The organism is Streptomyces sp. Root1310 (assembly GCF_001426425.1).
GTDB lineage: Bacteria > Actinomycetota > Actinomycetes > Streptomycetales > Streptomycetaceae > Streptomyces.
On the sequence record NZ_LMEQ01000032.1, the window covers coordinates 279,818 to 304,355 of the forward strand.

A 24,538-nucleotide genomic window follows, 5' to 3' on the forward strand; every position below is an offset into this window, starting at 1 on the left:
GACGACATGGCGCGGCCCCTCGTCGGCCGGAAGTCCGCCTCAGTCCCGTACCGAGCGCGGGCCGGTCACGTCCGCGCCCAGCTCCGCCACCCGGCGGCGCAGCTCGCGGTCGGCCGTGACGACCAGGCGGGAGCGTCCCGCCGACTCGGCCACCAGTTCGACGATACGGTCGTCCCCGCTGCCGGGCGCCGCCTCCACCCGCACGCCGGGCACGGGCTCCACCCCGCGGGCCGCGCCCTCCACGACGAGGACGATCTCCTGGGCCCCCGGGTGCCCCGGCAGCCCGTCGGCGGCCAGCCGGTCCCGCAGCCGCTCCGCGGCCCCGCGCCGGTCCCGCCACCACCCGTCGGGCACCGACCCGACGACGTTCGCGGCGTCGACGATCACGAGCAGTGCGGTGTTGTCGTCCATGGACCCACCGTCGCACGGACGGCTCCCTGGGCGTGACCCTCGCGCGGGCGCCGTGAGGGGTCCGGCATAAAGTGATCGGGTGAACGGCGACTGGCTCATACGCGGCCGCGACGGGCGGCTCGCGGTCTATCTGATGTCGGACGACGCCATCCTGTGCCGGGCGGAACACACCCCGGGCGGGCCCTGGGAGGCCCCACGCAGGGTGGGCGGCGACCAGAAGGTGCATCCGACCCTCGCCGTCGGCCAGGGTGCCGACGGCTACGCCCACCTGGCCACCTGGTGGACGACGCTGAAGGGGGTGACGGGCCTGGTGCACTCCACGCACTTCCGCCCGCTGCTCGCCGCCCTGGACTGGGGGCCCATCGGCCACCCCGACAAGAAGGGCGGCCGCACCGGCACACCGGCCGTCGCGGTGGACGCCCAGGGACGCGCGCACGTCTTCGCCCCCACCATCGGCACGGGACTGCGCATGATCGCGCAGAAGGAGAAGGGCGGCTGGGACCCGTGGCGCGACCTGAAGGGTCAGGGCGTCGAGGGGCCGCCGATCGCGGTGACGGGGGAGTCCGGCTGCGTCCAGGCCTACGCGGCCGTCTCCGACGGGATCCTGCACTGGCGCCAGGAGACGCCGGGCACCCAGCCGGTGCTCCAGGAGCCCCTCAAGACACCGGTCAGGCCCCATACCCTGCGGGCGCTGGCCACCTCCCCGGAGCACACCACCCTCTTCTACACCGACGACTCCGGTGACGTGTGCGCGTGGCGTCCGGGCACCGATCCCGTCCCCGTGCTCGCCGCCGCGGGACCCGGTCCGGTCGCCGCGATCCGCACCGAACTCGACGGTCACGACTGCACGTTGCTCGCCCAGCGCTCCGCGAGCGGCCGCGTCTCCTTCGCGGCGTATCCGACCGAACGGGAGTCGGCCGGCGCCTGGTGGGCCGAGTCGGGCCCCCAACTGCCCGCCGACGCCGTGGTGGCGCTCGCCAAGGACCACGAGGACCGGGTGGTCGCGGCGGCCCTGTCCCCGTCGACCGGCCTGCTCCAGCTCACCCGCCGCAAGGACGAGCCCGGCCTGGCCCTGATGGCCTGGCGGACGGTCTGAAGCGGTAGGGCGGTAGAGCGAAGCGGTAGGGCGGTAGAGCGGCGGACCGGCCGACCGGGCGGGCGGTAGAGCGGCCGGGTGACGCGTCCGCCGCGGCCGACGGTAGGCCCACCCGGGAGCCCTGCCGCAGGCTGGGTCAGGACAAGGGCCGTGGGTGACCCACGCAACGCGGCAGGCCACGCAGCGCGGCGGCCCACGCAACGCGGGGCCGCGCCGCACGGAAGGCGCGGTCCGCCGGGGCCGGCCGGACAGGGCGACGGAAACGGGGGAAAGCAGCAAAGAGGGCCTCCGCCGGTGGCGGAGGCCCTCTTCACGTCCGCGGACGCGCGACGGCTACAGCGGTTACTGCGGTTACTGCGGTTACGCCGGAACCGAGGCCACGCCCGGCGCCAGGAACTTCTTGCCGTTCACGCGCTCGGAGACGCCCTCGCGGTCCAGGTACGGCGTGATGCCGCCCAGGTGGAAGGGCCAGCCGGCGCCCGTGATCAGGCAGAGGTCGATGTCCTGCGCCTCGGCGACGACACCCTCGTCGAGCATGAGCCCGATCTCCTGCGCCACCGAGTCCAGGACGCGCGCCCGCACCTGCTCCTCGGTCAGGACGGTGTCGCCCTGCTGCAGAAGCGCGGAGACCTCGGGGTCCAGCTCGGGCTTGCCGCTGTCGTAGACGTAGAAACCGCGCTTGCCCGCCTTGACGACGGCCGCGAGGTTCGCGGAGACCGTGAAACGGTCCGGGAACGCCCGGTTGAGCGTTTCCGAGACGTGCAGACCGATCGCCGGACCGACCAGCTCGAGGAGCACCAGCGGGGACATCGGCAGGCCGAGCGGTTCCACCGCCTTTTCCGCCACCGCGACCGGGGTGCCCTCGTCGATGACGTTCTGCACCTCGCCCATGAAACGCGTGAGAATGCGGTTCACGACGAACGCCGGGGCGTCCTTCACCAGAACGGCCGTCTTCTTCAGCTTCTTGGCGACGGCGAAGGCCGTGGCCAGCGAGGCGTCGTCGGTCTGCTCGCCCCGGACGATCTCGAGGAGCGGCAGGATCGCGACCGGGTTGAAGAAGTGGAAGCCCACGACCCGCTCGGGGTTCTTCAGTTTCGACGCCATCTCGGAGACCGACAGCGAGGAGGTGTTCGTGGCGAGGATCGCGTGCGCCGGGGCGACCGCCTCGACCTCCGCGAACACCTGCTGCTTGACGCCGATCTCCTCGAACACGGCCTCGATGATGAAGTCCGCGTCGGCGAAGCCCTCGGCCTTGTCCAGCACACCGGAGACCAGCGCCTTGAGGCGGTTGGCCTTGTCCTGGTTGATGCGGCCCTTGCCGAGCAGCTTCTCGATCTCGGCGTGGACGTAGCCCACACCCTTGTCGACGCGCTCCTGGTCGATGTCGGTCAGCACGACCGGCACCTCGAGGCGGCGCAGGAACAGCAGCGCGAGCTGCGAGGCCATCAGGCCCGCGCCCACGACACCGACCTTGGTGACCGGACGCGCCAGGGACTTGTCCGGCGCGCCGGCCGGGCGCTTGCCCCGCTTCTGCACCAGGTTGAACGCGTAGATGCCGGCGCGCAGTTCGCCACCCATGATCAGGTCGGCGAGCGCGACGTCCTCGGCGTCGTAGCCCTGCTGGAGGTCGCCGTTCTTGGCGGCGGCGATGATGTCGAGGGCGCGGTAGGCGGCCGGGGCCGCGCCGTGCACCTTGCTGTCCGCGACGAACCGGCCGCGCGCGACGGCCTGGTCCCAGGCCTCACCGCGGTCGATCACCGGGCGGTCGACGACGATCTCGCCCTTGAGGACGGACGCCGTCCAGAGCAGCGACTGCTCCAGGAAGTCCGCACCCTCGAACAGGGCGTCGGCGATGCCCAGCTCGTAGACCTGCACGCCCTTGAGCTGCTTGTTCTGGTTGAGCGAGTTCTCGATGATCACCGAGACGGCCTTGTCGGCGCCGATCAGGTTCGGCAGCAGCGTGCAGCCGCCCCAGCCGGGGACCAGACCGAGGAAGACCTCGGGCAGCGAGAAGGCCGGCAGCGCCGCGGACACCGTGCGGTACGCGCAGTGCAGACCGACCTCGACACCGCCGCCCATCGCCGCGCCGTTGTAGTACGCGAAGGTCGGGACCGCGAGGCCCGACAGACGTTTGAAGACCTCGTGGCCGCCCTTGCCGATGGCGAGCGCGTCCTTGTGCTCCTTGAGGAGCTCGACGCCCTTGAGGTCCGCGCCGACGGCGAAGATGAACGGCTTGCCGGTGACGCCGACGCCGACGATCTCGCCAGCCGCCGCCTCCTTCTCGACCTGGTCGATCGCGGAGTCGAGGTTCGCGAGGGACTGCGGGCCGAAGGTGGTCGGCTTGGTGTGGTCGAAACCGTTGTCCAGCGTGATCAGGGCGAAGCGCCCGGCGCCGAACGGCAGGTCCAGGTGACGGACGTGCGCCTGCGTGACGACCTCGTCCGGGAACAGCTCGGCCGCGCCCTTCAGGAGTTCGGTGGTGCTCACTTGTCGCCTCCGGCGGACTCGAAGTGCGGGTTCTCCCAGATGACGGTGGCGCCCATGCCGAAGCCGACGCACATGGTGGTCAGGCCGTAGCGGACCTGCGGCTGCTCCTCGAACTGGCGGGCCAGCTGCGTCATCAGACGGACGCCGGAGGAGGCCAGCGGGTGACCGAAGGCGATCGCGCCGCCGTACTGGTTGACGCGCTCGTCGTCGTCCGCGATGCCGTAGTGGTCGAGGAAGGCCAGCACCTGGACGGCGAAGGCCTCGTTGATCTCGAAGAGACCGATGTCGGAGATGGACAGGCCGGCCTGCGCCAGAGCCTTCTCCGTGGCCGGGATCGGGCCGTAACCCATGACCTCCGGCTCGACACCCGCGAAGGAGTACGACACGAGGCGCATCTTGACCGGCAGGTCGTTCTCGCGGGCGAAGTCCTCGGACGCGATGAGGGAAGCGGTTGCGCCGTCGTTCAGACCGGCCGCGTTACCGGCCGTGACCCGGCCGTGGACACGGAACGGGGTCTTGAGACCGGAAAGGTTTTCCAGCGTCGTTCCCGGGCGCATCGGCTCGTCGGCGGTGACCAGGCCCCAGCCCGTCTCACCGGCGTCCGGGTTGGTGCGGCGGACCGAGACCGGCACCAGGTCGGCCTGGATCTTGCCGTTCGCGTAGGCCTTGGCGGCCTTCTCCTGCGAGCGCACGGCGTACTCGTCGGCGCGCTGCTTGGTGATCTGCGGGTAGCGGTCGTGCAGGTTCTCGGCGGTCATGCCCATGAACAGGGCGGACTCGTCGACCAGCTTCTCGCTGACGAACCGCGGGTTGGGGTCCACGCCCTCGCCCATCGGGTGGCGGCCCATGTGCTCGACACCACCGGCGATGGCGACGTCGTAGGCGCCGAAGGCGACGGAGCCGGCGACCGCGGTGACGGCCGTCAGAGCGCCCGCGCACATGCGGTCGATGGAGTAACCGGGTACGGAGGTCGGCAGACCGGCCAGGATGCCGGCGGTACGGCCGAGGGTCAGGCCCTGGTCGCCGATCTGCGTGGTCGCGGCGATGGCGACCTCGTCGATCTTCTTCGGGTCGAGACCGGGGTTGCGGCGCAGCAGCTCCCGGATCGCCTTCACGACGAGGTCGTCGGCCCGGGTCTCGTGGTAGATGCCCTTCGGGCCCGCCTTGCCGAACGGGGTACGGACGCCGTCGACGAAGACGACGTCCCTGACGGTACGAGGCACGATGGCTCTCCTCCAGGTGCGGGATGGCACTGCTGCGACACGCAAGCGCTGAGCGCGCGCTCAGGAACCATGCTACTTGTGGGTAACGTAGCTGCCCAGTCCCGGAGGGCCAAGCGGTGAACGTCACACCCGGGACGGGGCCGAAGTCACCCTGGCGCTCAGCCCCGCGGCGGAGCCGTCGAGCCCCGTGGTGTCAGCACGGGCGTGGGCACCGGATGCGATCCCGGGCCCGACCCGGTGATCACGCCGAACAGTGTCCGCGCCGCCTCCGCGCCGAAACCGTGCACGTCATGGCTCATCGCGGAGAGCGTCGGATGGGTCAGCCGGCACAGCTGGGAGTCGTCCCAGGCGAGAAGCGAGACATCGCCCGGCACACCGAGCCCCATCTCGGCCGCCACGGCCAGCCCGGCCACCGCCATGATGTCGTTGTCGTAAACGATTGCCGTCGGCCGGTCCGCCGGAGCGGCGGTCAGCATCGACCGGGTCGCCCGTGCCCCCGCCTCCCCGGAGTAGTCGGTGGCGACCTGCCACGCCCCGGCCAGCCCCAGCGTCCGCGCCGCCGCGTCGAAGGCCGCGGTCCGCATCACCGTGTGGCCGAGCGCCGCCGCGCCCCCCACCCGTGCGATCCGCCGGTGCCCGAGCGCCGCGAGATAGCGCACCGCCTCCGTCACCGCCGTCGCGTCGTCGGTCCACACGGACGTCAGGCTCCCGGTCAGCGTGGGGTGCCCCACCGCCACCACGGGCATCCCGAGCCGCTCGGCCGCCGCCACCCGGGGATCGTCGGCGCGGAAGTCGACCAGGATCGAGCCGCCGATCTGCCGCCCCCGCCACCAGGACTCCAGGAGCCCCGCCTCCTCCTCGGCGGTACGCACCAGCCTCAGCAGCAGCGAGCAGGAGTGCTCGGTCAGCACGCTCTCCACGCCCGAGACGAACTCCATGTAGAACGGCTCCAGTCCCAGCATCCGCGCCGGCCGGCAGATCGCCAGCCCCACCACGTCCACGCGCGAACTCGACAGCGAGCGCGCCGTGAGGTTCGGTTCCCAGCCCAACTCCCGCGCCGCCGCGAAGATCCGGTCCCGGGTGGCCTCCGACAGTCCCGGCTTGCGGTTGAAGGCGAGCGACACGGCGCCCTTGGACACGCCGGCGCGCGCCGCCACGTCCTTTATGGTGACGCGGGCCGACGGGGAGGCTGTCATCGAGCGGGCTCCTGGCAGTACAGCGCGGCCCGGGCGGCGGCGGCATCCGGAGTCTCCCAGCCCTCCACCCCGATGGTCACCCGCTCCCCGGGCAGCAGGGTCACGAGCCCCCGGTCGGCCCGAGTCCCCGGCCCCAGCCGGTCGGCCTGGAGCAGCAGATCCCGTACGAGGGTGCGGGCCGTGACCGTGACGCTCCCCGGGGCCACGTTCACCTCGAACTGCGGCCACGGGTAGGGGATGTCACGGTCGGGCGCCGGGAAGTGCGCGGCCCGCAGCCCGCCCTGGCCCGCGGCCTCGCCCGACCCGGGGGACCCGACCGCGTCGGCCACCAGGAACTCCTTCGCCCCGGCCGGCTCCAGGTCCGCCGGCACCCGCACCGCGTCCACCACCCGGGCGCCGACCGCCAGTTCCACGCTCGCCGCGGCCAGCACCTCCCCCGCCACGGACATCCGCCGCAACGACACCGTGCCCACCCACGGCTCACCCGACTGGTTCACGGCGGCCAACACCAGGCCGCCGTCGCGTACCTGGAAGGTGAGCAGCCGGTCCGCATAGAGCCGCCGCAACTCGTGGTACAGCGGTTTCTCCCACCCGTCCCCGTCGATCGCCGCCCAGGACGTCACCGGCCAGCAGTCGTTGAGCTGCCAGACGATCGTGCCCGCGCACACCGGCCAGTGCGACCGCCAGTGCTCGATCCCGGTCGCCACGGCGCGCGCCTGGTTGACCTGGGTGAGGTAGTGCCAGCGGTCGAAATCGCCCGCCGGTACGGCGAAATGGCGGGCGAGGCCGCGCTCCAGCTTGCCGTTGCCGTCCTCGGCCTTCTGGTGGTGCAGCATGCCGGGGGAGTCCGCCGCGAGCTCCTCGCCGGGCAGCGCCCGCACCAGCGTCGCGTGGGCGGGCGGCGCCTGCCAGCCGAACTCGGCCACGAAACGCGGTACTTCGCTCCGGTACTCGGCGTAGTCCCGCCGGTTCCACACGTCCCACGAGTGATGCGTCCCGTGTGCCGGGTCATTGGGATGGTGCCCCCACGAACCCGACCACGGGCTCCCCGCCGTGTACGGCCGCGTCGGATCCAACTCGGCCACGACACGCGGAAGCACACCCAGGTAGTACCCCTCGCCCCAGGAGTCACCGCCGAGCCGTGCCTCCCATCCCCAGTCCCTGAACCCCCACAGGTTCTCGTTGTTGCCGTTCCACAACACCAGCGACGGATGTGGCATCAACCGGACGACGTTCTCGCGGGCCTCCGCCTCCACCTCGCCCCGCAACGGCTGCTCCTCGGGGTAGGCCGCGCACGCGAACGGGAAGTCCTGCCACACCAGCAGCCCCAGTTCGTCGCAGGCGTCGTAGAAGTCCTCGCTCTCGTAGATACCGCCGCCCCAGACCCGGACCAGGTCGACCCCGGCGTCGGCCGCCTGCCGCAACCGCTTCCGGTAACGCTCCCGGGTCACCCGGGACGGAAACACGTCGTCCGGGATCCAGTTCACGCCCCTGGCGAAGAGCCGCTCCCCGTTCACCACAAGGGTGAAACCGGTTCCGTGGGCGTCCGCGGAGGTGTCCAGCCCGACGCTGCGGAACCCGACGCGCCGCCGCCACACATCGAGCGGCGCGCTTCCGTGATGCAGGGTCAACTCGGCCTCGTACAGCGGTTGCCCGCCGTATCCGCGCGGCCACCACAGCTCGGCGTCCGGTACCTCGACGCGCACGACACCGCTGGTGCCCGTCACCTCGGCGCGCGCCGACCGTCCCGCCACCCGGGCCTCCAGCGTGAGCCCGGCCTCCACCCGGGTCCGCTCCACCTCCACCCGCAGTTCGACGACCCCGACGCCCTCTTCGACGGTCACCAGCGGGCGCACCCGGGCGAGCCGCGCCGTCGACCAGCGCTCCACCCGCACCGGCCGCCAGATCCCGGCCGTCACCAGAGTGGGCCCCCAGTCCCAGCCGAACGAGCAGGCCATCTTGCGGAGGTACTGGTACGGCTCGGTGTAGGAGGAGGGGCGGTCGCCGACCTTGCCGCGCACGGCCTCCGCCTCGGCGTAGGCCGAGACGAAACGGACCGCCAGCGGCCCCTCGAGCCCCGTCACGTCGAAGCGGTACGAGCGGTGCATGTTCCGCACCCGGCCGAGCGGCTGACCGTTCAGGGTGATCTCCGCGACCGTGTCCAGTCCGTCGAAGACCAGGTCGGTCTGCTCGTGCCCGGACGGGCCGGCCGGCAGCTCCCGCTCGTACGTCCACTCACGCCGCCCCACCCACGCGACCTCCTTCTCGCCCAGGCCGACGAAGGGGTCCGGGATCACCCCGGCGGCGAGCAGATCGGTGTGCACACAGCCCGGCACCACGGCCGGGAACGGCTTTCCCTCGTGCCGCAGGTGCCATCCGTCGTCGAGCGGTGAGGCCTCCAGCATGCGCACTCCCTAAACCGGTCAAGCCCACAACTGAGCGCCACTTCTTCATCGTTGGCGGGAATCGGACTTTACCGGTTGAGGAAAGCGCTGCCAGAGTGCCGAATCAGCCAACCCGCTCGTGTTCGACAACCCGCTCGTGTTCGAGCAACCCGCACGTGCTCGTCCGTCCCGAGAACATCCCGAGAACGGAAGTGATGCACATGAACCGCCGTACCGTCACGGTCCTCGCCACGGTCGCCGGAGCCGCTCTGCTGCTCCCGGGCTGCACCGGCACCGGAGGCAGCGCGAAAGGCGCGGACGCCGAGGCGCCCGACGACCCCGCCGCAGTCAGCGGAACCATCACGGTCCTCACCGTGCGCACCGACCTCGTGCAGGACGGCACGATGAAGAAGTACGCCGCCGAGTTCAACAGGACCTATCCCAGGGTCAAGGTGAAGTTCCAGGCCCTCACCAACTACGAGGCCGAGATCAAGATCCGGATGAACACGGACGACTACGGCGATGTCCTGCTGATCCCCGCGGTCATCAAGAAGAACGACTACCCGAAGTTCTTCGCCTCCCTCGGCACCGCCGCCGAACGCGGCAAGAAGTACCGCTTCACCGACTTCACCACCGTCGACGGCAAGGTCTACGGCCAGAGCCCGGTCGGTGTGATGCCCGGCTTCGTCTACAACAAGCGGGTCTGGAAGGAGGCGGGGGTCACCGAATGGCCCACCACCCCGGCCGAGTTCCTCGCCGACCTGAAGGCGATCAAGGCGAAGACCGACGCGATCCCCTACTACACCAACTTCGCCGCGCAGTGGCCCCTGACCTCGTGGACGTATGTCGACGGCTCCGTCCACTGCGACCCGCAGGCGACCACGAAACTCGCCGAGGGCGACCCCTGGGCCGAGAACTCCGACCTGCGCGTCGGGGACACCCTGCTGTACGACATCGTCAAGCAGGGCCTCGCCGAGAAGGACCCGACGACCAGCAACTGGGAAGAGTCCAAACCCCGCACGGCCAAGGGCGAGATCGCCACCCAGTGGCTCGGCACCTGGGCGATCATCCAGTTCCAGGACGCCGCGAAGAAGGCCGGCGTGAACCCGGACGACATCGGTTTCATGCCGTTCCCCGCCCAGACGGACGGCACCTTCTGCGCGACGGTCGGCCCCGACTACAACCAGGCCGTCAACGTCCACTCCCCGCACAAGGAGGCGGCCCGCGCCTGGATCGACTGGTTCACCGACAAGTCCGGCTACGACAAGGACAACCTGGCGATCTCCCCGCTCAAGGACGCGCCCATGCCCGAGGTGCTGAAGCCGTACGAGGAGGCGGGCGTCAAGCTCATCGAGCTGGACGACGCGGCGGGCGCGAAGGTCAAGCTGATCGACGACGAGTCCGAGGTCGGTATCTACAAGCCCGAGTACCGCCAGGACCTGGTCGACCTGGCGCGCGGCGCCAAGAAGGGCAGTCTGGACGACTTCCTCGGCGGACTCGGCAAGAAGTGGACCGAGACGCAAGCGACCGTGAGCGACTGATGGCGCACGCGCACACGCACCCCCCGGCGCACCGCGCCGAGCAGACGGACTCCGAGGCCGCGAAACCGGTTTCGAAACGCGCCGCACCCGCCCCGGCCCCACGCCGGGCGCGCACCTGGCGGCTGCTGACCCCCTGGCTGTTCCTGCTCGCCCCGCTCGTCCTGCTGATCACCTTCACCTACGCGCCGATCGCCAACATGGTCGCCTACAGCTTCACCGACTGGGACGGCGTGAGCCCCGAACTGCACTACACGGGCGCCGAGAACTACAAGGAGATCTTCACCAGGGAGGACCTCTTCCAGGTGTTCTGGGTAAGCGGCTACTACCTGGTTGCCTCGGTGATCCAGATCATTGCCGCGCTCTACTTCGCGACAATCCTGAGTTTCAGCATCCGTTTCCGGAACTTCTTCAAGGGCGTGCTCTTCTTCCCGTCCCTGGTGAACGGCGTGGCAATCGGTTTCGTCTTCCTCTACTTCTTCCAGGACGGCGGCACCTTCGACACGGTCCTCGGCCTCTTCGGGCAGCACACCGACCACGCCTGGCTGGGCACCCCGGCCTCGGCGAACACCTCGCTGGCCGGCGTCTCGATCTGGCGCTACCTCGGGATGAACTTCGTCCTGTTCCTCGGCGCGATCCAGTCCGTCCCGGGGGAGCTGTACGAGGCGGCCGAACTGGACGGCGCCGGCCGCTGGCACCAGTTCCGCTACATCATCCTGCCCGGCATCAAGCCGGTGCTGACCCTGACGGTGATCCTTTCCGTCTCGGGTTCCCTCTCGGCCTTCGAGATCCCGTACATCATGACCGGCGGGGCGACCGGTACCGAGACCTTCGTGATCCAGACCGTGAAGCTGGCCTTCCAGTTCAACAAGACGGGGCTCGCCTCGGCGGCGGCGGTCGTGCTGCTGCTGATCATCCTGCTGGTGACCTGGGTGCAGCGACGTCTTGTCCCCGACGACAGGGTGGACCTCGTATGACACGCCGTGCCGTGGCCCGTGCCCTCGTGTACCTGTCGCTGATCGCCGCGACGCTGGTCGTCCTGCTCCCGCTGGGCGTCGTACTGCTGACCTCGCTGAAGACCGAGAAGGAGACGGCGAACGGCAGCGCGGCGCTCACCCTGCCGCACGACCCGTTCAACTTCCACAACTACGTGACGGCGTTCCGGGACGGCGGCATGCTCACGGCCTTCGGCAACACCGCCTTCATCCTCGTCGTCTCGGTCGGCGGAACCGTTCTCATCGGGTCGATGACGGCGTACGCGATCGACCGGTTCACCTTCCGTTTCCGGAAACTGGTGATCGCCCTGTTCCTGATCGCCGCGCTGGTCCCCGGGGTGACCACCCAGGTGGCCACCTTCCAGATCGTCCACAGCCTCGGCATGTTCGACACCCGCTGGGCCCCGATCGCCCTCTACATGGGTACGGACATCGTCTCGATCTACATTTTCCTGCAGTTCGTGCGCTCGATCCCGATCTCCCTGGACGAGGCCGCCCGCCTCGACGGCGCCAACGCCTTCACGATCTACCGGAAAATTATCTTTCCGTTGCTGAAACCGGCGATAGCGACGGTCGTGATCGTGAAGGGGATCGCCGTCTACAACGACTTCTACATCCCCTTCCTCTACATGCCCTCACAAGATCTTGGCGTGATCTCGACGTCCCTGTTCCGCTTCAAGGGCCCCTACGCGGCCCACTGGGAAACGATCTCGGCAGGAGCCGTGCTGGTCATCCTGCCGACACTGATCGTCTTCCTCGCACTCCAGAAATACATCTACAACGGTTTCATGAGAGGAGCGACGAGGTAACCGCTTGCGGCTCGTGGGCCTCTCGCGGCTCCCGTGCCCGGTACACCTCGTGCGTCTCCTGCGGCTCGTACCCAGGCGCCCCGGACCGGTCCGCGGCGGTCAGGCGCCCTGGCCGGCCAGCGCCGCGGCGAGCACCGGAGCGACCTGCTCCACCTGCCACGGCCGCGCCCCGTACGAAGCGAGCGCACCGGCGACCGCTTCCTCCTCGGCCGCCGGAGGCTCCCAGCAGACCCGGCGCACCGCGTCCGGGGCGATCAGGTTCTCCTGCGGCATGTTCAGTTCCTCGGCCAGCGCGGAGACGGCGGTCCGCGCCGCGGACAGCCGCGCCGCGGCCACGGGGTCCTTGTCGGCCCAGGCCCGCGGCGGTGGCGGGCCCGCCACCGGCTGCCCCGGCTGCGGCAGCTGCGCCTCGCTCAGCGCCTTCGCCCGGTCGACCGCCGCCTGCCACTGCTCCAGCTGCCGCCGGCCCATCCGGTGCCCGAACCCGTTCAGCGCGCCCAGCGCCTGCACGTCCGCCGGGAGCGACAGCGCCGCCTCCACGATGGCCGCGTCCGACAGCACCTTGCCCGGGGACACGTCCCGCCGCTGCGCGATCCGGTCCCGCGTCTGCCACAGCTCCCGCACGACCCCCAGCTGCCGCCGCCGGCGCACCTTGTGCATGCCGGACGTCCGGCGCCACGGGTCCTTGCGGGGCTCGGCCGGCGGGGCGGAGGCGATGGCGTCGAACTCCTGCCGGGCCCAGTCCAGCTTGCCCTGCCGGTCCAGTTCCTTCTCCAGCGCGTCGCGCAGGTCGACGAGGAGCTCGACGTCGAGAGCCGCGTACCGCAGCCAGGGGTCGGGCAGCGGCCGGGTGGACCAGTCCACCGCGGAGTGGCCCTTCTCGAGGACGAAGCCCAGTACTCCCTCGACCATCGCGCCGAGGCCGACCCGCGGGAATCCGGCGAGCCGTCCGGCCAGCTCGGTGTCGAACAGCCGCGTCGGCACCATGCCTATCTCGCGCAGACACGGCAGGTCCTGGGTGGCCGCGTGCAGGACCCATTCCACGCCGGACAGGGCCTCGCCGAGCGCGGAGAGGTCGGGGCAGCCCACGGGGTCGATCAGCGCGGTGCCGGCGCCCTCGCGGCGCAGCTGCACCAGATAGGCGCGCTGTCCGTAGCGGTAGCCGGAGGCGCGCTCGGCGTCCACGGCGACGGGGCCGGTGCCCGCGGCGAAGGCGGCGATCACCTCGGCGAGGGCGGACTCGTCGGCGATCACCGGAGGAATGCCCTCGCGCGGTTCGAGCAAAGGTGTCGGCGCCCCGGAATCAGCTGATCCGCCGTCGTCCGGAGGGGCGCCTCCGGTGGTTCGCAGTGAACTGGCTGCTGCGGTTTCTTGGGCGYCGGAGGGTCGTAAACCAGTCAGGACGGTGAACGAAGGGGAAGGGGTCGGGAAGAAACCGGGCAGAGACGGGAGAAGCCGGGCCGGGGGTCACGGGCGTTCCCGGGGGAGACCCCCGGGTGCCGGGCGGGTCTCAGTGGATGATGCCGGTCCGCAGGGCCACCGCGACCATGCCGGCGCGGTCGCCCGTGCCGAGCTTCCGGGCGATGCGGGCGAGGTGGCTCTTGACGGTCAGCGCGGACAGCCCCATCGAGACGCCGATCGCCTTGTTGGACTGGCCTTCCGCGACCAGTCGCAGCACCTCGACCTCACGGCCGGAGAGCTCGCGGTAGCCGCCCGGGTGACTCGGGGCACCCGGGGGGCGGCGGTGCAGGCGGGCGGCGGAGCCCATGGGGGCGGCACCGGGTCGGCTGGGGAGGCCGAGGTTGGTGCGGGTGCCGGTGACGACGTAGCCCTTGACGCCGCCCGCGAGGGCGTTGCGCACGGCGCCGATGTCGTCGGCGGCGGAGAGGGCGAGCCCGTTGGGCCAGCCCGCGGCGCGGGTCTCCGACAGCAGGGTGAGGCCGGAGCCGTCGGGCAGGTGGACGTCGGCGACGCAGATGTCACGGGGGTTGCCGATGCGGGGACGAGCCTCCGCGATGGACGAGGCCTCGATGACGTCGCGCACACCGAGCGCCCACAGATGGCGGGTGACGGTGGAGCGGACGCGCGGGTCGGCCACGACCACCATGGCGGTGGGCTTGTTCGGGCGGTAGGCGACCAGGCTTGCGGGCTGCTCGAGGAGAACGGACACCAGGCCTCCTGGGTGGGGGACGGGAGCCGGCTCGCGGGGCTTGTGGGGAGGAAGCCGGGACGAACCGTGCTTTCAAGGTCACAGTCGTCTTCGGCAGCGAACCCGGGGTCCTTTAGAGAATGATCACGATCTAGTGAGTAACAATACGTGCAATTCGGACACGCGATCGATCATCCGAAGATCGAGTCGGTTTAACTGGGTGTCTTACGGGATCGAAAATGGCCGTATCGACAAAGAGATGGTCAACGTGACTGGGGCCCCCTGCGCTGCGGCAGCGTCACCACCGAAGCGTCCCCCGGGCCGGCCGGCGGCAGCCCCGCCACCTGCGCCAGCAGATCGCACCAGGCCGCCAGGTGCGCCCCCGCCTCCGGGACCCCGCCCAGCCCCTCACGCGGTGTCCAGGAGGCCCTGATCTCGATCTGTGAGGTCGCCGGGCGCTCCGCCAGCCCGCCGAAGTAGTGCGAACTCGCGCGCGTGACCGTCCCGCTCGGCTCGCCGCAGGCCAGCCCGCGCGCCTGGAGCGCGCCGGTCAGCCACGACCAGCACACCTCCGGCAGCAGCGGGTCGGCGGCCATCTCCGGCTCCAGTTCGGCCCGCACGAGGGTCACCAGCCGGAACGTTCCGCGCCAGGCGTCGTGCCCGGCCGGGTCGTGCAGCAGCACCAGCCGGCCGTCGGCCAGGTCCTGGTCGCCGTCCACGACCGTCGCCTCCAGCGCGTACGCGAACGGGGCGAGCCGCTTCGGGGCCGGTGTCGGCTCCGCCTCGATCTGCGGCCGCAGCCGGGCCGCCCTCAGTTGGTCGACGGCCGCCCGGAACGGCGGTGGAGCCGACCTGGTCCCATCCGGGTCCCCCTCGTTCGCGTCATCCATCCCGCCAGCGCCGTCCGACAGTCGTCCCTGAGCCGCAGCCATGCGGGGAAGGTTAAGGGGAACGGGGCCTTCGCGCAGGGCAAGACACCCGTGCGGGGCTCGCGGGCGGGTGCGCGCTGGGCGAACAGGCGCACGGGCCGCGCACGGCCGAGGCGCTCGACGGGGGCGGGGCACGGCGGCACTCGAGCCCGGCTCGGGAGCGGCAGGGGGCGGCCTCACCGCCTCCGGCGCCGTGCGAGACTTGCCGTCGTGAGTGCGAACGAGAGCCCGGCGGGCCGGAAGCCGACAGCGACCTACGACAGTGCCTTCCTGAAGGCGTGCAGGCGTGAACCGGTGCCGCACACGCCCGTGTGGTTCATGCGGCAGGCCGGGCGGTCCCTGCCGGAGTACCGCAAGGTCCGCGAGGGCGTTCCGATGCTCGAGTCCTGCATGCGGCCCGAGCTGGTCACCGAGATCACCCTCCAGCCGGTGCGCCGCCACGACGTGGACGCGGCGATCTACTTCAGCGACATCGTCGTCCCGCTCAAGGCCATCGGTATCGACCTCGACATCAAGCCGGGCGTCGGACCGGTCGTCGAGCGCCCGATCCGCACCCGCGCCGACCTCGCCCAGCTGCGCGACCTCACCCCCGAGGACGTCTCCTACGTCACCGAGGCCATCGGCCTGCTGACCGCCGAACTCGGCGCCACCCCGCTCATCGGTTTCGCGGGCGCTCCTTTCACCCTCGCGAGCTACCTCGTCGAGGGCGGTCCGTCCCGCACGTACGAGAACGCCAAGGCGATGATGTACGGCGACCCCGAGCTCTGGGCCGACCTGCTCGACCGTCTCGCGGAGATCACCTCCGCCTTCCTGAAGGTGCAGATCGAGGCCGGCGCCAGCGCCGTCCAGCTCTTCGACTCCTGGGCCGGCGCGCTCGCCCCGGCCGACTACCGCCGCTCCGTGCTGCCCGCCTCCGCGAAGGTCTTCCGCGCGGTCGAGGGGTACGGCGTCCCGCGCATCCACTTCGGAGTGGGCACCGGCGAACTGCTCCGGCTGATGGGCGAGGCCGGGGCGGACGTCGTCGGCGTCGACTGGCGCGTCCCGCTCGACGAGGCCGTCCGCCGCGTCGGACCCGGCAAGGCCCTCCAGGGCAACCTCGACCCGACCGTCCTGTTCGCCGGCACCGAGGCCGTCGAGACCAAGACCCGCGAGGTCCTCGACGCGGCCGCCGGCCTCGAGGGCCACGTCTTCAACCTCGGACACGGCGTCATGCCGTCCACCGACCCGGACGCGCTCACCCGCCTCGTCGAGTACGTCCACACGCAGACCGCCCGCTGACCCCTGTCACCAGGTGTGCCGGGGGCGCGCCCGTCTGCCGAACAGCAGGCCGCGCGGCTCCGGCGGCGGGGGCGTGCCCGGCTTGAGCGGCCAGGCGAGCACCATGCCGGCGAGGAAGCCGACGACGTGCGCCGCGTACGCCACGGTGCCGGCGCCGGACACGCCCTCCCCGGAGGAGTACACCGCCTGGAGCACGAACCAGAAGCCCAGCACCAGCCAGGCGGGAAGCCGCAGCGGCAGAAACACCAGGAACGGGACGAGCACCCACACCCTGGCCTTCGGGTACAGCACCAGATAGGCGCCCAGTACCCCCGCGATCGCCCCCGACGCGCCGATCAGCGGATCGGTCGAGTCGGCGTTGAGCAGGGCGAAACCGTACGACGCCGCGTAGCCGCAGGCGGCGTAGAAGAGGGCGAAGCGAACGTGCCCCATGCGGTCCTCGATGTTGTTGCCGAAGATCAGCAGGAACAGCATGTTGCCCAGCAGGTGCAGCCAGCCGCCGTGCAGGAACATCGCGCTCAGCACGCTCAGCGCGGGCGACTTGTCGTAGCCCGGCGGGGCCAGCACACAGCCCGCGCCGCGCACGTCGCCGGTGGGGACGAGCTGGGGGAGCTGATGGTGAATCAACTCCCTTGGTACGGCGGCGTAATGCTCCAGAAAAGCGTGCAGATGACACGTCTGGGCCAGGCTGCTGTCGCCCGCCGTGGAGCCGGACAGGCCGGGCATGAACAGGAAGACGAAGACGTTCGCCGCGATGAGGGCGTACGTCACCACCGGAGTGCGGCGCACGGGATTCACGTCATGGACGGGGATGACCACAAGGGAGTTCTGCCCCCGATCCGTTCGGCGAACCGGTGAACGGGGATCCCCACGGGCGCGTATGAACCGTCAACTGCTCGCGGCACGAGGAAGGCGGGCCGCGGGGACGACGTGAGGATCAGGCGATGAACGACCGAGTTACTCCCCCCATGCACGCCACTCCCGACGGAGAGGCGGAGATCTCCCTGGTGATCCGGCTGCCCTGGGAGGACGTGGCGCGGCTCGGCCAGGAGGCCGGGCGGCTCGCCGCGCAGATGCAGCGGCCGGTGACGCTGGACGAGGCCGTCAGCAGCCGTCTGCGGTCGCGGCCGGCCCCCGCGGCGCACGCGAAGCCCACCGAGCAGCCGGCCGCGGCGGCGGTCTCCGCGCTGCCGCGACTGAGTGGAACCGCTTGAGCAACTTTTGCGGGGTCCGCTTTGGGCAACGTCATGGAACCGCTTGAGCAACTCTGCGGGGTCCGCTTTGGGCAACGTTGTGGAACCGCTTGAGCAACATTGCGGGGTCCGCTTTGGGCAACGTTGTGGAACCGCTTGAGCAACATTGCGGGGTCCGCTTCGGGCAACGTTGTGGAACCGCTTGAGCAACTTTGCGAGGTCCGCTTGAGCAACGTGGTGGGAACCGCTTGAGCAACTTTGCGGGGTCCCGGCGTGCGAGGCCGGGCACCCGAGGTCGGAGTGCGCGGGGGCTGGTGGCGCAGCCCCCCGCGCCGCTCGGCCCGCTCACCCCGACGCCGGGGCCGGGCTAGCCGCCGCGCACCTTCGCCGAGGCCTTCCTGGCCGCCACCAGTACGGGATCCCACACCGGTGAGAACGGCGGCGCGTACCCGAGGTCCAGGGCCGTCATCTGTTCCACCGTCATCCCGGCCGTCAACGCCACCGCCGCGATGTCGACGCGTTTGCCCGCGCCCTCCCGCCCCACGATCTGGAGGCCCAGCAGACGGCCCGTCCTTCGCTCGGCGAGCATTTTGACCGTCATGGGGGAGGCACCGGGGTAGTAACCGGCCCGGCTGGTCGACTCGATGGTGACCGCTTCGAACCGGAGGCCGACGCGACGGGCGTCCTTCTCACGGAGCCCCGTGCGGGCGATCTCCAGATCGCACACCTTGCTGACGGCCGTGCCGACCACGCCGGGGAACGTGGCGTACCCGCCCCCGACGTTGGTGCCGATGACCTGGCCGTGCTTGTTCGCGTGGGTGCCCAGGGCGATGTGGCGCTCCTGGCCGGAGACCAGGTCCAGGACCTCGACGCAGTCACCGCCGGCCCAGACGGTTCCGTCGGCCAGGGGCCCGCGCACCCGCATCGCCAGGTCTGTGAGGAGCCCGCCGTGCGCGCCCAGGGGCAGACCGGCGGCCTGGGCGAGCCCGGTCTCCGGACGGACCCCGATGCCCAGCACCACCACGTCCGCCGGATACTCGGCGTCCTGGGTGACCACCGCCCGTACGTGACCGTCCCCGGCGGTGCGCAGTGCGGTGACCTCGGTGTCGTTCACCATGGTGATGCCCAGGCCCTCCATGGCCCGGCGCACCAGCCGTCCCATGTCCGGGTCGAGGGTCGACATCGGCTCGCTGCCCCGGTTGACGACCGTCACCTCGAAGCCGCGCTTGATGAGCGCCTCGGCCATCTCCACGCCGATGTAGCCCGCCCCCACGACCACGGCCCGCTTCCCCCGCGCGCGTGCCAGCGTGTCGATCAGCGCCTGCCCGTCGTCCAGGGTCTGCACCCCGTGCACGCCCTCGGCGTCCACGCCCGGCAGGTCCGGCCGGATCGGGCGGGCCCCGGTCGCGATGACGAGCTTGTCGTACGACGTCCAGGACTCCGCCCCGGAATCCACCGCACGCGCGCGTACCCGCCGCCCCGCGACGTCGATCTCCGTGACCTCCGTGCGCAGCCGCAGGTCGATCCCCCGCGCGCGGTGTTCCTCGGGGGTGCGGGCGATCAGATCGTCCCGCCCGGTGACGTCACCGCCCACCCAGTACGGGATGCCGCACGCCGAGAAGGACGTGAAGTGGCCGCGCTCGAAGGCCACGATCTCCAGCTCCCCGGGCCCCTTCAGACGGCGGGCCTGGGACGCCGCGGACATGCCCGCGGCGTCCCCGCCGATCACCACCAGTCGCTCGATGCTCATACGAACACGCTACGGGGGGCTCGCAGTTCAGCGCTGCTCGGGCTCGCCCGCCCCCGCCTCGGCCCGCCCGGCCCCGGCCCGCCCGGCTGCGGTCGGCGCGGCCTCCGCCTGCCCGGCCTCCGGCCGCGCGGATCCGCTCTGCCCGGGCACGCTCAACCGGGCCCGGCTCGCCTCCGCCGCCCTCCGGCGCGGTCGCACCAGCCGGAGCCACGCCAGCACGAGCAGCACGCCCACGGCGAGGAACGGCAGCGCCGCGCCGAACACGACGGCGATCCAGCGCAGCGTCGTCACGAACGCGTCCCAGCCGCCCGCCAGTGCGTCCACGAACCCGGGATCGTCGTCCTCGGCGGCCGGCACGACCGGCTTCTCCGACAGGGTCAGCGTGACGGTCGCCAGGCTCGTGCGGTCCTTCAGAGACGCCTGCTGGGCGAGCAGGGCCTCGAGGTCGGACTCCCGGCTGCTCAACTCGCCCTCCAGGGTGACCACGTCGCTCAGCTTCGTGGCCCGGTCCATCAGCTCGCGGACCCGGGCGACGCTGGCGCGCTGCGAGGCGATGCGGCTTTCGACGTCGACCACCTGGTCGGTGACGTCCTGGGCCTTCGCCGTGCGCTCCAGGAGCTTGCCCGCGCCCTGCAGAGCGGCGAGCACGTCGTCGTACTTCTCGACGGGCACCCGCAGCACCACCCGGGTCCGCTCGGCGCCCTCGCCGTCCCGGACCGTCGTCTCGTCGCCGATGTAACCGCCCGCGTTCTCGGTGGTCGCGCGAGCCTCGTCCAGGGCCTTGGGCACGTCCTTGACCTGCACGGTCAGGGAGGCGGTGCGGATGATGCGGTTGACGGTGAGGCCGGGTGCGGAGGTGGCCTTCGAGCCGCTCGCGCCCGCGCCCTCCTTCGCGTCCTGCGCCGCGTCCACGTCACCGGCGCCGGCCTCCCCGACGGCGGCCTTGTCGGCCGTGCTGCTCGCGCCCGAGTCGGCGGCGCCGCTGCATCCGCTGAGTGCCAGGGCCGCGGCCAGCAGGATGCCGGCCAGGGCGTGGGAGGGCCGTGCGGAACGCCGTACGGAGCGTCCTGCGGAACGTCGTGTGCGCATATGGGTGTACCCCCGGGACGGTGACTGCTGTGACGCTCCTTCGACGCCCGGGCGGGCCGGGACGTTGGCGCGGACAGGTTCCGAACAGGTCACGGTCGGGACGCGGGGAGGACACCGGGTGCCGCGACGGCGGTGTCAGTGGGGTCTGAGAGAGTGGACGCATGAGCTCAACGGGTACGGGCACGGGGCAGCACGTCATCGTCGTCGGAGCCGGGATCGCCGGGCTGGCGGCGGCCCACCGGCTGCTGGCGCGCGGGGCGCGGGTGACCGTCCTCGAGGCCTCCGAGCGGGTGGGGGGCAAGCTGCTGCCCGGCGAGATCGCGGGCGTGCGCGCGGACTTCGGCGCCGAGTCGATGCTGGCCCGCCGGCCCGAGGCGGTCGACCTCGCGCGCGAGGTGGGCCTCTCCGAGCGCCTTCAGCCGCCGGCCACCGCGACGGCCTCGATCTGGACCCGCGGCGCGCTGCGCCCCATGCCCAAGGGCCACGTCATGGGCGTGCCCGGCACGGCGGCCGCCCTCGCCGGAGTTCTCTCCGACGAGGGGCTCGCCCGGATCGAGCGCGACGCCGACCTGCCCCGCACCGAGGTCGGGGACGACGTCGCCGTCGGGGAGTACGTGGCGGCCCGCCTCGGCCGCGAGGTCGTCGACCGCATCGTCGAACCGCTCCTCGGCGGGGTGTACGCCGGTGACGCCTACCGGATCTCGATGCGCTCCGCCGTCCCGCAGCTCTACCGGGCGGCACTCACCCACACCTCGCTGACGGAGGCCGTCCGCGCGATCCAGGCGAAGGCCGCCGCCGGCCAGCAGACCGGCCCGGTGTTCATGGGCCTCGAAGGCGGCGTCGGCTCCCTGCCGCTCGCGGTCGCCCGGTCCGTGGAGGCGCGCGGCGGCGAGATCCGCACGCGCGTGCCCGTCACCGGACTGCGCCGCGCACCCGGCGGAGGCTGGCACGTCACGGCGGGGGAGCGGGTGCTGCCCGCCGACGCCGTGGTCGTCGCCGTGCCCGCGCCGGCCGCCGCCGCGCTCCTGGCCGCCGAGTCCCCGGGGGCCGCCACCGCACTGCGCACGGTGGAATACGCCTCCATGGCCCTGGTCACCCTCGCCTACCGGCGCGCCGACACCGCCGACGCCCTGCCCGACGGCAGCGGTTTCCTCGTCCCGCCGGTCGACGGACGCACCATCAAGGCGTCCACCTTCTCCTCCCGGAAATGGGGCTGGATCGCCGACGAGGACCCGGACACGGTCGTGCTGCGCACCTCCGTGGGGCGCTACGGAGAGACGGAGATCCTGGGCCGCGAGGACGCCGGCCTCGTCGACGTCTCCCGGCACGACCTGCGCGCGGCCACCGGCCTGGACGCCACGCCCCTCGAAACCCGCGTCACCCGCTGGACCGACGGACTGCCGCAGTACCCGGTCGGCCACCACGCGCGCGTGGCCCGCATCCGCGAGCACGTCGCCGAACTCCCCGGCCTCGCGGTCTGCGGCGCCCCCTACGACGGCGTGGGCATCCCGGCCTGCATCGCGAGCGCGTACGCGGCGGTCGACCAGCTCGGCGGAGACCTGAGCGCCGCACGGGAGCTCGCGGCCAACCCGGTGCAGAGTCTGCACGGCGGAGCGGGAGAATGAGAGCCATGAGTGACGACGCCCCCACCACCGAGTCCGGCAGGGTCCCGAACAAGGGCAAGCTGGCCAAGGACCTCAACGAGGTCATCCGCTACACGCTGTGGTCCGTCTTCAGGCTGAAGGACGTGCTGCCCGAGGACCGCGCCGGTTACGCCGACGAGGTCCAGGAGCTGTTCGACCAGCTCGCCGCCAAGGACGTGACGATCCGCGGCACCTATGACGTGTCCGGCCTGCGCGCCGACGCCGACGTCATGATCTGGTGGCACGCCGAGACCGCCGACCAGCTCCAGGAGGCGTACAACCTCTTCCGCCGTACGAAGCTGGGCCGCGCTCTGGACCCGGTCTGGTCGAACATGGCGCTGCACCGCCCCGCCGAGTTCAACCGCTCGCACATCCCGGCGTTCCTCGCCGACGAGACGCCCCGCGACTACGTGAGCGTCTACCCCTTCGTGCGCTCCTACGACTGGTACCTGCTGCCCGACGAGGACCGCCGCCGCATGCTCGCCGACCACGGCAAGATGGCCCGCGGCTACCCGGACGTCCGCGCCAACACCGTCGCCTCGTTCTCGCTGGGCGACTACGAGTGGATCCTGGCCTTCGAGGCCGACGAGCTGTACCGCATCGTCGACCTCATGCGCCACCTGCGCGCCTCGGAGGCCCGCATGCACGTCCGCGAGGAGGTCCCGTTCTACACGGGCCGTCGCAAGGACCTCACGGAGCTGGTCGCGGGCCTCGCCTGATCAGCGCCCCGGCCGGGCGGCGCGTTCCGCGGGAGCGACCGCCGGCTCTGGTTCCCGGCGCGGTGCGCAGGCCGCGCGCCGCACCGGGAGCCTGCCCTCCAGCAGGTACGCCTCCAGGTGACCGTTGACGCACCGGTTCGGGCCGCCCGCGATGCCGTGCGTGCCCGCGTCCCGCTCGGTCACCAGCACCGAGCCCGTCAGCCGCCGGTGCATCTCCAGCGCCCCCGCGTAGGGCGCCGCTGCGTCCCGCTCGGCGGCCAGGATCAGCGTCGGCGGCAGCTCGCCCGGACCGGTCCGCACGTCGACCGGCTGCTGCCGGGGCGCCGGCCAGTACGCGCACGGCAGGTTCGCCCACACGTTGTCCCACGTCTCGAACGGCGCGACGCGCGCCAGCCGCGTGTTGTCGCGGTCCCAGACCCTCCAGTCCGTCGGCCAGGACGCGTCGTTGCACTCCACGGCCGTGTACACGGCATTGGCGTTCTCCGCCTCCGCGGCGGCCTCCCGCACCGGCCCGGCCTGCGCGATCAGCTGCTTCGGATCACCCTTCAGATACTCCGACAGCGCCTGCGCCCGGGCGGGCCAGTAGTCGTCGTAGTACCCGGCCTGGAGGAACGCTCCCTGGAGCTGTCCCGGCCCCACCTTCCCGCCGGCCGGCTCCGCGGCCAGCCGGGCGCGCGCCCGCTCGTAGCTGGACAGCACCGCCTCCGCCGTCGCGCCCAGGCCGTACACGTCGTCGTGCCGCGCGATCCACTCCCGGAAGTCCGTCCAGCGGCTCTCGAACGCCGCCGACTGGTCGAGGTTGTTGCGGTACCAGATCTGCGCCGGGTCCGGGTTCACGGCCGCGTCGAACACCATCCGCCGTACGTGGGAGGGGAACAGCGTCGCGTAGACCGCACCGAAGTAGGTGCCGTACGACGCGCCCATGAACGTCAGCCGCTCCTCGCCGAGCGCGGCGCGCAGCACGTCGAGGTCGCGGGCGTTGTTGAGCGAGTTGTAGTGCCGCAGGGCGCTGCCCGACCGCTTCGCACAGCCCTGTGCGTACGCCTTGGCCTGCGCGATGCGTTCCCGCTTGTACGACTCCGAGGGGTGGTCCGGGGCCGGGGCGGGGCCCTTGAAGAAGCGCTTGGGATCCTGACAGGACAGGGGCGCCGAACGGCCCACCCCGCGCGGCTCGTAGCCGACGAGGTCGTAGGCGGCCCCGATGCGCTTCCACTCCGGCAGCAGCCCGATCAGCGGGAAGTACAGGCCCGAGCCGCCGGGACCGCCCGGGTTGAAGACCAGCGCGCCCTGCCGGGGCACCCGGTGCTTGCTGTTGTGCGGGTCCCGGTGGGTGGCCCGCACCCGGCTGACGGTGAGCTCGATCTGCTTGCCGTTCGGGGCCGCGTAGTCGAGCGGGACGGAGACCGTGCCGCACTGCATGCTGCCGGGCAGGTCCTGCGCCGCGGAGCACTTCCCGAAGTCGACGCCCTTCGCCGCGGCCCGCGCGGCGGTCAGCGCGACACCGGGCGAGCCGGACGGACCGCCGGTGTTCGGGGCGCCGCCCGCCGGGACGGCGGAGAGGGCGGTCAGCAGGAGCGCTCCTGCGGCCGAGTGGAGGGCGGCGGCTCTCATCGGGTGTCCCTTCGGTGCACGGCGGCGACAAAAGGGAT

General features: G+C 71.7%; 20 protein-coding genes. 8 read left to right on the forward strand and 12 right to left on the reverse strand.

Translation table 11 applies throughout. The features are described from left to right. Positions 1-39: 39 nt before the first annotated feature. Entirely contained in the window at positions 40-411 is a 372-nt protein-coding gene (locus ASD48_RS34470) for a hypothetical protein (protein WP_057605795.1), read from the reverse strand. A gap of 79 nt (positions 412-490) precedes the next feature. On the opposite strand from ASD48_RS34470, the gene ASD48_RS34475 reads away from it, so the two are divergent. Continuing rightward, positions 491-1,507 carry a hypothetical protein gene (locus ASD48_RS34475; RefSeq protein ID WP_057605796.1) on the forward strand — a complete coding sequence of 339 codons (1,017 nt, stop codon included), beginning with the start codon at positions 491-493 and terminating at the stop codon, positions 1,505-1,507. 360 nt (positions 1,508-1,867) lie between these two features. Here the strand turns inward: ASD48_RS34475 and ASD48_RS34480 are convergent, their stop codons facing one another. The 4 genes from ASD48_RS34480 to ASD48_RS34495 all read right to left on the reverse strand — a co-directional run bounded on the left by ASD48_RS34480 (position 1,868) and on the right by ASD48_RS34495 (position 8,818). Next, positions 1,868-3,994: a 3-hydroxyacyl-CoA dehydrogenase NAD-binding domain-containing protein gene (locus ASD48_RS34480; RefSeq protein WP_057605797.1), complete on the reverse strand. Its 2,127-nt coding sequence runs from the start codon at positions 3,992-3,994 to the stop codon at positions 1,868-1,870. Next, a complete protein-coding gene (locus ASD48_RS34485; protein WP_057605798.1) occupies positions 3,991-5,217 on the reverse strand; it encodes an acetyl-CoA C-acyltransferase in 1,227 nt (408 codons plus the stop codon). Before ASD48_RS34485 ends, ASD48_RS34480 begins: the two co-directional genes overlap by 4 nt. Positions 5,218-5,375: 158 nt before the next feature. Continuing rightward, on the reverse strand, positions 5,376-6,413 hold the full coding sequence (locus ASD48_RS34490; protein ID WP_057605799.1) for a LacI family DNA-binding transcriptional regulator: 1,038 nt from the start codon (positions 6,411-6,413) through the stop codon (positions 5,376-5,378). Next, positions 6,410-8,818, reverse strand: coding sequence for a glycoside hydrolase family 2 protein (locus ASD48_RS34495; protein ID WP_057605800.1), 2,409 nt, complete (start codon positions 8,816-8,818; stop codon positions 6,410-6,412). The genes ASD48_RS34490 and ASD48_RS34495 overlap by 4 nt, the downstream gene beginning before the upstream one ends. A 200-nt stretch (positions 8,819-9,018) precedes the next feature. Here ASD48_RS34495 and ASD48_RS34500 point away from each other — a divergent pair, with 200 nt between their 5' ends. The 3 genes from ASD48_RS34500 to ASD48_RS34510 are packed head-to-tail and all read left to right on the forward strand — an operon-like array spanning position 9,019 to position 12,139. Further along, positions 9,019-10,338, forward strand: coding sequence for an ABC transporter substrate-binding protein (locus ASD48_RS34500; RefSeq protein ID WP_057605801.1), 1,320 nt, complete (start codon positions 9,019-9,021; stop codon positions 10,336-10,338). Continuing rightward, positions 10,338-11,312 (forward strand): sugar ABC transporter permease, encoded by a 975-nt coding sequence (locus tag ASD48_RS34505; RefSeq protein WP_057605802.1) that lies wholly within the window; start codon positions 10,338-10,340, stop codon positions 11,310-11,312. Before ASD48_RS34500 ends, ASD48_RS34505 begins: the two co-directional genes overlap by 1 nt. Further along, the gene (locus ASD48_RS34510) at positions 11,309-12,139 is read left to right on the forward strand and encodes a carbohydrate ABC transporter permease (protein ID WP_057605803.1); all 831 of its coding nucleotides are present in this window, start codon (positions 11,309-11,311) and stop codon (positions 12,137-12,139) included. Before ASD48_RS34505 ends, ASD48_RS34510 begins: the two co-directional genes overlap by 4 nt. Positions 12,140-12,238: 99 nt before the next feature. Here the strand turns inward: ASD48_RS34510 and ASD48_RS34515 are convergent, their stop codons facing one another. The 3 genes from ASD48_RS34515 to ASD48_RS34525 all read right to left on the reverse strand — a co-directional run bounded on the left by ASD48_RS34515 (position 12,239) and on the right by ASD48_RS34525 (position 15,220). Continuing rightward, positions 12,239-13,540, reverse strand: a complete 1,302-nt coding sequence (locus ASD48_RS34515) for a ribonuclease D (RefSeq protein ID WP_079074154.1) — start codon at positions 13,538-13,540, stop codon at positions 12,239-12,241. 109 nt (positions 13,541-13,649) lie between these two features. Beyond that, positions 13,650-14,309 (reverse strand): response regulator transcription factor, encoded by a 660-nt coding sequence (locus ASD48_RS34520; protein ID WP_020125228.1) that lies wholly within the window; start codon positions 14,307-14,309, stop codon positions 13,650-13,652. Between the two features lie 242 nt (positions 14,310-14,551). Then, entirely contained in the window at positions 14,552-15,220 is a 669-nt protein-coding gene (locus ASD48_RS34525) for a DUF3000 domain-containing protein (protein ID WP_079074156.1), read from the reverse strand. 207 nt (positions 15,221-15,427) lie between these two features. Here ASD48_RS34525 and hemE point away from each other — a divergent pair, with 207 nt between their 5' ends. Next, positions 15,428-16,495 carry a uroporphyrinogen decarboxylase gene (gene hemE / locus ASD48_RS34530; RefSeq protein WP_057605806.1) on the forward strand — a complete coding sequence of 356 codons (1,068 nt, stop codon included), beginning with the start codon at positions 15,428-15,430 and terminating at the stop codon, positions 16,493-16,495. A 6-nt stretch (positions 16,496-16,501) separates the two neighbouring features. Here hemE and ASD48_RS34535 read toward each other — a convergent pair whose 3' ends face one another. Then, a complete protein-coding gene (locus tag ASD48_RS34535; protein ID WP_057605807.1) occupies positions 16,502-17,314 on the reverse strand; it encodes a rhomboid family intramembrane serine protease in 813 nt (270 codons plus the stop codon). A 125-nt stretch (positions 17,315-17,439) separates the two neighbouring features. On the opposite strand from ASD48_RS34535, the gene ASD48_RS34540 reads away from it, so the two are divergent. Then, on the forward strand, positions 17,440-17,709 hold the full coding sequence (locus ASD48_RS34540; RefSeq protein WP_079074157.1) for a hypothetical protein: 270 nt from the start codon (positions 17,440-17,442) through the stop codon (positions 17,707-17,709). Between the two features lie 346 nt (positions 17,710-18,055). On the opposite strand, the gene ASD48_RS34545 is transcribed toward ASD48_RS34540, so the two are convergent. Both ASD48_RS34545 and ASD48_RS34550 read right to left on the reverse strand, forming a co-directional pair. Further along, positions 18,056-19,438: an FAD-dependent oxidoreductase gene (locus ASD48_RS34545; RefSeq protein ID WP_057605809.1), complete on the reverse strand. Its 1,383-nt coding sequence runs from the start codon at positions 19,436-19,438 to the stop codon at positions 18,056-18,058. Positions 19,439-19,465: 27 nt separating this feature from the next. Then, the gene (locus ASD48_RS34550) at positions 19,466-20,527 is read right to left on the reverse strand and encodes a DUF4349 domain-containing protein (RefSeq protein ID WP_057605810.1); all 1,062 of its coding nucleotides are present in this window, start codon (positions 20,525-20,527) and stop codon (positions 19,466-19,468) included. A gap of 161 nt (positions 20,528-20,688) precedes the next feature. Here ASD48_RS34550 and hemG point away from each other — a divergent pair, with 161 nt between their 5' ends. Together hemG and hemQ are read left to right on the forward strand one after the other, a co-directional pair. Continuing rightward, positions 20,689-22,152: a protoporphyrinogen oxidase gene (gene hemG / locus ASD48_RS34555; protein ID WP_057605811.1), complete on the forward strand. Its 1,464-nt coding sequence runs from the start codon at positions 20,689-20,691 to the stop codon at positions 22,150-22,152. 5 nt (positions 22,153-22,157) lie between these two features. Next, on the forward strand, positions 22,158-22,889 hold the full coding sequence (gene hemQ / locus ASD48_RS34560) for a hydrogen peroxide-dependent heme synthase (protein WP_057605812.1): 732 nt from the start codon (positions 22,158-22,160) through the stop codon (positions 22,887-22,889). On the opposite strand, the gene ASD48_RS34565 is transcribed toward hemQ, so the two are convergent. Beyond that, complete coding sequence (locus ASD48_RS34565; protein ID WP_057605813.1) at positions 22,890-24,500, reverse strand: alpha/beta hydrolase; 1,611 nt, start codon at positions 24,498-24,500, stop codon at positions 22,890-22,892. Positions 24,501-24,538 lie beyond the last annotated feature (38 nt).

What these genes read in the sequence shown, in the direction of transcription:
- ASD48_RS34470 (WP_057605795.1), bottom strand. Translation starts at nt 411, where the DNA reads ATGGACGACAACACCGCACTGCTCGTGATCGTCGACGCCGCGAACGTC.
- ASD48_RS34490 (WP_057605799.1), bottom strand. Translation starts at nt 6,413, where the DNA reads ATGACAGCCTCCCCGTCGGCCCGCGTCACCATAAAGGACGTGGCGGCG.
- ASD48_RS34495 (WP_057605800.1), bottom strand. Translation starts at nt 8,818, where the DNA reads ATGCTGGAGGCCTCACCGCTCGACGACGGATGGCACCTGCGGCACGAG.
- ASD48_RS34500 (WP_057605801.1), top strand. Translation starts at nt 9,019, where the DNA reads ATGAACCGCCGTACCGTCACGGTCCTCGCCACGGTCGCCGGAGCCGCT.
- ASD48_RS34505 (WP_057605802.1), top strand. Translation starts at nt 10,338, where the DNA reads ATGGCGCACGCGCACACGCACCCCCCGGCGCACCGCGCCGAGCAGACG.
- ASD48_RS34510 (WP_057605803.1), top strand. Translation starts at nt 11,309, where the DNA reads ATGACACGCCGTGCCGTGGCCCGTGCCCTCGTGTACCTGTCGCTGATC.
- ASD48_RS34525 (WP_079074156.1), bottom strand. Translation starts at nt 15,220, where the DNA reads ATGGCTGCGGCTCAGGGACGACTGTCGGACGGCGCTGGCGGGATGGAT.
- ASD48_RS34540 (WP_079074157.1), top strand. Translation starts at nt 17,440, where the DNA reads ATGAACGACCGAGTTACTCCCCCCATGCACGCCACTCCCGACGGAGAG.
- ASD48_RS34545 (WP_057605809.1), bottom strand. Translation starts at nt 19,438, where the DNA reads ATGAGCATCGAGCGACTGGTGGTGATCGGCGGGGACGCCGCGGGCATG.
- ASD48_RS34550 (WP_057605810.1), bottom strand. Translation starts at nt 20,527, where the DNA reads ATGCGCACACGACGTTCCGCAGGACGCTCCGTACGGCGTTCCGCACGG.
- hemG (WP_057605811.1), top strand. Translation starts at nt 20,689, where the DNA reads ATGAGCTCAACGGGTACGGGCACGGGGCAGCACGTCATCGTCGTCGGA.
- hemQ (WP_057605812.1), top strand. Translation starts at nt 22,158, where the DNA reads ATGAGTGACGACGCCCCCACCACCGAGTCCGGCAGGGTCCCGAACAAG.
- ASD48_RS34565 (WP_057605813.1), bottom strand. Translation starts at nt 24,500, where the DNA reads ATGAGAGCCGCCGCCCTCCACTCGGCCGCAGGAGCGCTCCTGCTGACC.